General features: G+C 70.0%; 8 protein-coding genes. 1 reads left to right on the top strand and 7 read right to left on the bottom strand.

The genetic code is table 11. From position 1 onward, the window contains the following. From fliF to HUU96_RS08030, 3 genes are all read right to left on the bottom strand, one after another. The coding region (gene fliF / locus HUU96_RS08040; RefSeq protein ID WP_174292313.1) for a flagellar basal-body MS-ring/collar protein FliF at positions 1 to 1491 on the bottom strand (1491 nt) is incomplete at its 3' end. A 6-nt stretch (positions 1492 to 1497) separates the two neighbouring features. Beyond that, positions 1498 to 1851 carry a flagellar hook-basal body complex protein FliE gene (fliE, locus tag HUU96_RS08035; protein ID WP_174292312.1) on the bottom strand — a complete coding sequence of 118 codons (354 nt, stop codon included), beginning with the start codon at positions 1849 to 1851 and terminating at the stop codon, positions 1498 to 1500. Further along, positions 1848 to 3146: a sigma-54 interaction domain-containing protein gene (locus HUU96_RS08030; RefSeq protein ID WP_174292311.1), complete on the bottom strand. Its 1299-nt coding sequence runs from the start codon at positions 3144 to 3146 to the stop codon at positions 1848 to 1850. The genes fliE and HUU96_RS08030 overlap by 4 nt, the downstream gene beginning before the upstream one ends. A gap of 229 nt (positions 3147 to 3375) precedes the next feature. Between HUU96_RS08030 and HUU96_RS08025 the strand changes: the two genes are divergently transcribed. After that, complete coding sequence (locus tag HUU96_RS08025) at positions 3376 to 4203, top strand: flagellin (protein ID WP_174292310.1); 828 nt, start codon at positions 3376 to 3378, stop codon at positions 4201 to 4203. Positions 4204 to 4465: 262 nt separating this feature from the next. Here HUU96_RS08025 and HUU96_RS08020 read toward each other — a convergent pair whose 3' ends face one another. From HUU96_RS08020 to HUU96_RS08005, 4 genes are all read right to left on the bottom strand, one after another. Then, positions 4466 to 5707 carry a rhodanese-like domain-containing protein gene (locus tag HUU96_RS08020; protein ID WP_174292309.1) on the bottom strand — a complete coding sequence of 414 codons (1242 nt, stop codon included), beginning with the start codon at positions 5705 to 5707 and terminating at the stop codon, positions 4466 to 4468. After that, positions 5704 to 6306 (bottom strand): cysteine dioxygenase, encoded by a 603-nt coding sequence (locus HUU96_RS08015; RefSeq protein WP_174292308.1) that lies wholly within the window; start codon positions 6304 to 6306, stop codon positions 5704 to 5706. Before HUU96_RS08015 ends, HUU96_RS08020 begins: the two co-directional genes overlap by 4 nt. A gap of 31 nt (positions 6307 to 6337) precedes the next feature. After that, positions 6338 to 7009 carry a peroxiredoxin-like family protein gene (locus tag HUU96_RS08010; protein WP_174292315.1) on the bottom strand — a complete coding sequence of 224 codons (672 nt, stop codon included), beginning with the start codon at positions 7007 to 7009 and terminating at the stop codon, positions 6338 to 6340. Positions 7010 to 7094: 85 nt separating this feature from the next. Beyond that, positions 7095 to 7847, bottom strand: coding sequence for a LysR substrate-binding domain-containing protein (locus HUU96_RS08005; protein WP_438827069.1), 753 nt, complete (start codon positions 7845 to 7847; stop codon positions 7095 to 7097). Between the last annotated feature and the right edge of the window lie 89 nt (positions 7848 to 7936).

Below are 7936 nucleotides of genomic sequence, written 5' to 3'. Positions count from 1 at the left end.
CGGCTGGCCGAACGCCGGGCCCGAGCGGGGCGCATCGTCGCGCTTCTTCATCAGCGCGGCGGCGAGCGGCCGCACGCCGAGCACCAGGACCAGCAGCGCGATGACGACCGCGGTGACGTTGCGCGCCACCACCGGCAGCCAGGCATTGTCGTACCATTTCGCCGTGGTGGTCGCATCGGCGGCGTCGGCGAACTTGCGGCTGATGACCGTGACGCTGTCCTGCCGCTGCTGGCTATAGCCGACCGCGCTCTTCACCAGGTCGGTGACCTGGGCGATCTCCATCTGGCTGCGCTTGGGACCCTTGTCGGGATCGCGCAGCAGCACCGCCACCGACAGCCGCTTGAGCCCGCCGGGCGCGGCGCGGGTCACCGACACCTCCTTGCCGAGGTCATAGGCGCGCTGGAACTGGTCGGACTGCTTGTTGGCGTCGGGCGCGGGGCCGCCGGGAACGGGAGCCGCGGCGGGCGGCGTCGGCGTGCCGCCGGGAGAGAGCGTGCTGGCCGGGGGCGGCGTGTTGCTCAGCGCGCCGGGGATGCCGCCGGCAGCGGCAGGCGCGCCGTCCTTCTGGTTGCCGGTCCAGTTGCCGGTCTCGGCCCGGAGCACGCCGGGGTTGACCTTTTCGCTGGTCGCCTGCGTCTCGTCGAGGTCGACATCGGCCTGGACCTCGGCGGTGAAGTTGCCCGCGCCGATCAGCGGCGTCAGCAGCTGGACCAGCTGAGTGCGCATCTTGTCCTCGACCCGGCGCTGCGCGTCGAGGCGCTGGTTGCCGCCGGCACCCTCGCCGCCCGCGCCCGGCTTGGACAGCAGCGCGCCGAGCTGGTCGACGACCGTGACGCTTTCGGGCTTCATCCCCGGCACCGACGAGGCGACGAGATTGACGATCGACTGGACCTGCGCATCGGACAGCGAGCGGCCGCCCTGGAGCTTGACCATCACCGACGCCGACGGCGCGGCATTGTCGCGCAGGAAAACGGAGGCCTCGGGCATGGCGAGGTGGACGCGCGCCTCGGCGACGGCATCGATGTCGCCGATCGAGCGAGCCAGCTCGGTCTCGCGCGCCTGGCGCAGCCGCTCGCCCTCGACGGCGCGGCTGACCCCCATCGGCAATTGGTCGAGGATCGCATAGCCGCCCGGGGCCGCCTTGGGCAGGCCCTGGCCGGCGAGCAGCATCCGAGCCTTGCTGTAATCCTCCTCGGCGACGGTCAGCGCACCGGTGCCTTCGTCGATCCGGCTCTTGATCCCGGCCTGGGTCAGCGAGCTGGTCACCGCCGCCTTGTCGCTGTCGGGCAGCCCGGAGAACAGCGTCTTCTGGGTCGGCGTCGACAGCGTCGCCCAGGCGAGCGCGGCCGCGCCGATCAGGCCGATCAGCAACGCCATCGGCAGCGAGCGGCGCACCGCCGGCTGCGCGAGCGCGCCCCTGATCTGCTGGAGGGGGTTGGCGAACCGCTCGGGGAGAGCGGCGTTCGGGATGGGGGTGAGGGAATTGGCCATGGGCGATTACACCGGCATGCTCATGATGTCCTTGTACGCGGACAACAGCTTGTTCCTGACCTGCAGCGTCGCCTCGAAGCCGACGCTGGCCTGCTGGCGGGCGAGCATCACCTTGGCGATGTCGACATTCTCGCCGCGCTCATAGCTTTCGGACAGCGCGCTTGCTTGCTGCTGGCCCTCGTTGACCTGCTTCAACGCGGTGTTGAGCGTGTCGGCGAAGCTGGTCGGTGCCGTAGCAGCCGGGGCAGCGGCGGGACCGCTGGCGCTCGCGCGCTGCAGCGCCTCGTTGCGTTCCAGGATCTGGGCGCGCAGCTGCATCACCCGGTCGATCCCCGCCGCGCCGGCAATGGGAGCGGTCATGCCGACATCACCCGGCTAAAAGGGGCAGGGGCAAACATCTGGGTGGCCGGCGCGATGTCCTCGCCCTGCTCGCGCGCCTTGGCGAGGCGATAGCGCAACGTGCGCTCGGAGATGCCGAGCCGCCGCGCGGTCTCGATGCGGCTGCCGTTGCAGGCCTTGAGCGTCTCGCGGATCGCGGCGAACTCGCTGATCTGGACGACGCGGCCCAGCGTCGCGGGCTCGTCATTGGCGTGGAGCGATGCGCTCGGCCGGTCGAACAGGATATGGCTCGCCTCGATCCGGTCGCCGGCCGCGAACAGCAGCGCGCGTTGGATCACGTTCTCCAGCTCGCGGACGTTGCCCGGCCAGTCATGCTCCTCCAGCAGCGCCAGCGCCGCCGCGGTCGGAAACGGCACGCGGGTGCGCGTGCCGGAATGGCGCAGGATCATGGTCGCGGTCAGCGCGGCGATATCCTGCCGCCGCTCGGCGAGCGGGCGGGTGGCGAGCGGGAACACCGACAGTCGGTAATACAAGTCGGCACGGAAGCGGCCGGCGGCGACCTCGGCCTGCAGGTCGCGGTTGGCGCAGGCGACGATGCGCACGTCCACCGGCTGCGCATAGCACGCACCGATCGGCACCACCTCGCGCTCCTGCAGCACGCGCAGCAGCTTGGCCTGGAGCGCCAGCGGCATCTCGGCGATCTCGTCGAGCACCAGCGTGCCGCCATTGGCGGCGCGGAAGAACCCCTCGCCCGCCGCCGATGCGCCGGTGAACGCGCCCTTGACGTGGCCGAACAGCATCGCCTCCAGCATCGTCTCGGGCAGCGCGGCGCAGTTGATCGCCACGAACGGACCGTCGCGGCGCGGCGAGCCGGCATGGATGGCGCGGGCCAGCACTTCCTTGCCGGTGCCGGTCGGGCCGTTGATGAGGACGGTGATGTCCGCGCCCGCGACCCGCTCTGCCAGCGCGAACAGCGCCAGGCTCTCGGGATCGGCGGCGGTCGGCACGCCCGGGCCGGCGAGGATCGCGCGGGCAAAAGCGTTGCCGATCGCGGCATCCTCGGCGGCGAAGACGATCCGCGCCGGCGCGCCGTCGCGGGCAGGCTCGACGCTGGCGTCGCCGTCCGTCTCGCAGGTGCCGATGACGACGGTGCGCGCCGGATAGGCCGTGGCCTCGCCCTCCTCGACCAGGAACAGGTCGCCCGGCCGCGGCTGGTCGTTCTCGAACGAGCCCAGGCCGAAGCCCGCCGTCCGCAGTCCCGACAACAGGGGGTAGCGGCGGGCAGTGACGGCGGCGGACGCAAAGATGGAACGCATCGGTAATCCCCTGACCGCCTCCAGATGCGGCAGGGCTGGTAAATGGGCGGTTAAGGCTGTTGCCGGCCGGCAAATATTCTCCGGGCGGCCGCGCCCCCACGCACCAGCCCGCGCGCGAGGGCCATGCATTTTCCCCTAAAGCGCGGCGACGCACGGCCGTTACTCCCCTTGGCGGCTCGGCCCTCCGCCTTGGGGGCGGCGGGGAAACGCCGACAGAATGGAGACACTCATGACGGTTATCGGAACCAATGTGTCGGCGCTGCGCGCGTCGAACGCCTCGACCATGGCGAGCAACGCCCTGTCGACCTCGATCCAGCGCCTGTCGACCGGCAAGCGCATCAACTCGGCCAAGGACGACGCGGCCGGCCTCGCGATCAGCAACTCGATGACGGCGCAGATCCGCGGCATGAACCAGGGCGTGCGCAACGCCAATGACGGCATCTCGATGGCGCAGACGGCGGAAGGCGCGCTCGACGAGGTTGGCAACATGCTGCAGCGGATGCGCGAGCTGGCGGTGCAGAATGCCAACGGCACTTACTCGAGCACCGACACGGCGAACATCGTGTCCGAGCAGAAAGCGCTGGCGAGCCAGATCAACAGCGTTTTGACAAACACTAAGTTTAACGGCCTCGGCCTGTTTGACGGCAGCGCAGGCTCCTCGGGCACGGTCAGCATCCAGGCCGGTGCCAATTCGGGCGACGCTGTGTCGGTGAAGTTCACCAAGCTCACCGACAACACGTCGATCACCGGGATCATCGGTGCGACGCCCGGAACGACGGCGCCAAGTGAGGTGCTGTCCGACTATGACACTGCGATCAACACGATCTCGACGTCGCGTGCCGGCCTCGGCGCGGCGCAGAACCAGCTGCAGTCAGCGGTCAACAACCTGACCTCCAACACCACCAACCTGACCGACGCGCAGAGCCGCATCACCGACACCGACTTCTCCACCGAGTCGACGGCGCTGGCGAAGGCTCAGATCCTCAGCCAGGCGTCGACGGCGATGCTCGCCCAGGCGAACCAGAGCCAGCAGAACGTCCTGTCGCTCTTGAAGTAATATCGAGCTGATCGGCGCCGGCCCCGTCCCCCCAAAGGGGCGGGCGCCGACCGGGCCCCGCCGCGAGACGAGGCTAGCCTAAACCCCGGCGGAGCGATCCGCCGGGGTTTTTGGCGTGTGAGAGACGGATGCGGTGATCACGGCCTGGTAGAAGGACGATCACGGGCGAGTCCGTCGCTATCGACCGGCCGAGTTTCTAAACCAAGGGCGTCGGCGTGCGGCGACCTTGTCGATGTTCGCACAGCGTTTCAGCCCAAGACGGCTAGTTCACGAAGAACCCGTGGGTGCCGTCCCGCTCCAGCTGCGCGACCAGGCCATATTCCCAATCGAGATAGGCCTGCATCGCCGCGGCCTGGTTGTCGGTCCCTTCATAGGGCCGCTTGTAACGGCCTTCCCGCCCGCGCGGGGCGGGTTCGGCACCGCTGCCCGGCTCCAGCACGGCCGGCCAGATGTCGTCGAGGACATAGACCTCCCAGCCCATCTGCGCGAGCCACGATGCCGACATGTCGGCGCGCGGACCAAGGTCGTCGGCGAGCACGATACGGGCACCGCGGACGGGTGCGAAATGGTCGGTCTCCTGCACCAGCTGACCGCCCGGCGCATTGCGGAAGCCGGGCAGGTGGCCTTCGGCATAGGCGTCGGGCTGGCGCACGTCGAAGCGGTACAAAGTGCGGGCGGCTTCATCCGCCAGCGTGTCCAGCGTGGCGAGGTCGATCCGCTTGACGCCGGTGCGATAGGCGACGTCGCGAGCGCGCGCGACCGAGATGTCGAGCGCCTCGCCCACCGGCAGCGTCGCCCGCCGCTGCTGTCCCCGGTCGAGCGCCTGGCCGGCGAGCGTCCAGCCGATCGTGCCGTTGCGCAGCGCGCGCACCGGGTTGGGGACGCCGGCGTTGATCAGCGACTGCGTGCCAATGATGCTGCGCGTCCGGCCCGCACAATTGACGACGATCGTCGTCGCCGGATCGGGCGCGACCGCGGCCGCCCGCGCCACCAGCTCGGCCCCCGGCACGCTTGTGCCGGTCGGGATGCTCATCGTCTGGTATTCGTCGAACCGCCGCGCGTCGACGATCGCGATGTCGGCGTCGCGGTCGATCAGCGACTGCAACTCCTCGGCAGACAGCGACGGAGTGCGCCGCCGGTGCTCGACCAGCTCGCCGAACGCCTTGCTGTAGCTGTTGACGTCCTGGAACAGCTCCAACCCCGCCGCTCGCCACGCGGCGAGGCCGCCGTCCAGCCGGCGAACATCGGTGAAGCCCAGAGCGCTGAACGCCGCCGCCGCCGGCTCGACGAGGCCTTCGCCATCGTCGTAGAGGACGATCTCGACGTCGGCGCGCGGCAGCCGCGCCGTCGTCTCGATCGCGATGCGGTCCGGCGGGAGCTGCGCCGCGAACAGCGGATGACCCTGGGCGAAGCGATGCTCGTCGCGCAGGTCGAACAGCGCGATTTCGGCGCGGCGGATCCAGGCGGCGCGGACGTGATCGGGATCAACGATCGGCAACGTCATGCGGCCGACCGATCCCACAGATTGGGCAGTTCGGCATTGGCATAGCCCGAGATGAAGCGCTTGGGCCGGCCGGCACCGTCATAGGTCGCGCGCTCGACGGCACCGATATTGGCGCCATAGAGGTGGATGCTGATCGACACCCTGTCGTCATGGGCGTTGGCGACGCGGTGGATGTCGCCGAGCGCGGGGCCGAAGCGGTCGATCGCGCCGCGCTCCAGTCGCTGCGGTTCGCCTTGGGCGCGCAAGGTCCCATCAATGTTGCGGACGAAGCTGTCGACCAGTTCGGCACCGCGCAGGACGCCGACCACACCCCAGACGCGGTGATCGTGGATCGGCGTCGCCTGGCCCGGCCCCCAGACGAAGCTGACCACCGAGAACCGCTCGGCACCGTCGCAATGGAGCAGGTACTGGCGGTAGCGTTCGGGGTCTGGGACGGCATAGGCCGGCGGCAGCCAGTCGTCGACGGCGACGAGCGCGCTGACGAGCGGCGCGGCCTGCTCGACGAGCGCGGCGTCGTCGTGGCCGGCGTCGAATAGCCCGGCGACGTCGGCCACGAAGCGCCGGAGACGTGCGAGATTGGGAAGGGGTGTATCGACCATTGGCGTCCTGCCGCTCGGCGATTCGGATCGGCTAGGCGGCGGAGGCGAGGCGCAGGCCTTCGAGTGCCTCCACCACCCTCTCCGTTTCCGTGCGCCGGAGCCAGTCGGGACTGACATCGGCGAAGCGAACCACATGGTCGCGGTCGATCACCACGATCGCCGGCTGCGGCAGCTCCCAGCTGCCGGTGCCGGTCAGCGCGCCGATCCAGCCTGCATCATCGGCGGCGACGGGCGGCGCGTCGTCGGGCACGAAGGTGATGCCGAGCCGCCGTCCGAGCGCGTTGCCGCGATCGGCAGCGACCGGGAAGCCGAGACGGTGGTGCGTGGCGATGTCGCCCAGGCCGGTCTCGGGAAGATGGGGGCTGACCCCGACCAGCCCGACGCCGAGCGCGGCCAGCGCCGGCCGCAGCGTCCGGTCATAATGCGGTAGCGCGATGTTGCACGCCGGGCATCCGGCGAAGCGGAAGAAGATCAGGGCGACCGGCCCCCGCGCGGTCAACGTGGTTGAGTCGACGACCGTGCCGTCGGCGAGTTCGAGCGTGAACGGCGCGATGCGGTCGCCGGCCCGAACCGTCGCGGCGGGATCGAACGCCGCGACCAGCGCGCGGCGCTGCTCGACGTTGCGCCGCAGCTTGTCCGGGTCCCAGCTTCGCTCGCGTTCCGCGTGCAAGGCGTCGAACTGATCGGCAAGGCTCTGGGTCATGGCGGTCTCCGGGTGCGGCCGGACGCATACGCACTCGCCGCCGCCGCCGACCAACGAGAGTTTCGGATAGGTCATCGACCAGCGCTCATAACCCGCGCACCACCTCCGCCGCCAGGTTGGCGAGGTGCGCGGTCGGCTCCCCGCCGGTAGCGGCGGCGTCGATGATGCAGGCGACATGCGGCAGCGCCGGCAGCGATGCGCTCGAGGACGGCTCGGCGTCACTCAGGAAAATATGGGTGCGGCAGGTCAGCCCCAGCCCGGCCGCGACGGCGGCACGCAACGCCGAAAGATTGGGCGACTCCACCGCGATCCGATAGCGGCGGCCGGCGGCGTCGAGACTGGCGATCGCCGCCTCGCGGAACCGGCAGGGCTTTTCCAGCACCGCGAGCGGGATCACGTCGTGGTCCGCCAGCGCGTCGCTGCCATACCAGCGCATCGGCGCGGTGCGGATGGCGGTGGGGTGATCGCTCGCCGCAAAGCCCAGCAGGACGTCGAGCTGCTTGCGCTCGAGCAGCGTCTGCAGCTCGGCGGTGCCGGCGATGCGCACGAAGATCTGCGCATCGGGGTGGAGCGCGGCGAACTGTGCGAGCAGGCCGGTCAGCAGCGTCTCGGCAAAGTCCTGGACGGTGCCGATCCGCACCGGCCCGCTGAAGTTCCCCGAGCTCATCGCCGCGATCGCCTCGTCATGCAGGCTGAGCACGCGCCGGGCATAATCGAGCAGGATCTCGCCCGGCCGGGTGAGGACGAGCTTGCGGCCGTCGCGGGTGAACAGCGGCTGCTGCACCAGCTCCTCCAGCCGCTTGATCTGCAGGCTGAGCGCCGATTGCGTCACGAACACGCGATCGGCGGCGCTTAGGGTCAGGACTCATTGGTTATAGCCAGAAGATGACGGTGGCAGCGAGGGCGACGGCAGAAAAGAAGACGGTT

The organism is Sphingomonas bacterium, from assembly GCF_903644135.1.
Taxonomy (GTDB): Bacteria; Pseudomonadota; Alphaproteobacteria; order Sphingomonadales; family Sphingomonadaceae; genus Sphingomonas.
The sequence above is the reverse complement of the archived record's forward strand: the minus strand, read 5'-3'. Positions and strand labels throughout refer to the sequence as shown.

Excerpts from the sequence above, each read along its gene's own strand:
- HUU96_RS08010 (WP_174292315.1), bottom strand. The coding sequence starts at position 7,009 with ATGACCCAGAGCCTTGCCGATCAGTTCGACGCCTTGCACGCGGAACGC.
- fliE (WP_174292312.1), bottom strand. The coding sequence starts at position 1,851 with ATGACCGCTCCCATTGCCGGCGCGGCGGGGATCGACCGGGTGATGCAG.
- HUU96_RS08015 (WP_174292308.1), bottom strand. The coding sequence starts at position 6,306 with ATGGTCGATACACCCCTTCCCAATCTCGCACGTCTCCGGCGCTTCGTG.
- HUU96_RS08025 (WP_174292310.1), top strand. The coding sequence starts at position 3,376 with ATGACGGTTATCGGAACCAATGTGTCGGCGCTGCGCGCGTCGAACGCC.
- HUU96_RS08030 (WP_174292311.1), bottom strand. The coding sequence starts at position 3,146 with ATGCGTTCCATCTTTGCGTCCGCCGCCGTCACTGCCCGCCGCTACCCC.
- HUU96_RS08020 (WP_174292309.1), bottom strand. The coding sequence starts at position 5,707 with ATGACGTTGCCGATCGTTGATCCCGATCACGTCCGCGCCGCCTGGATC.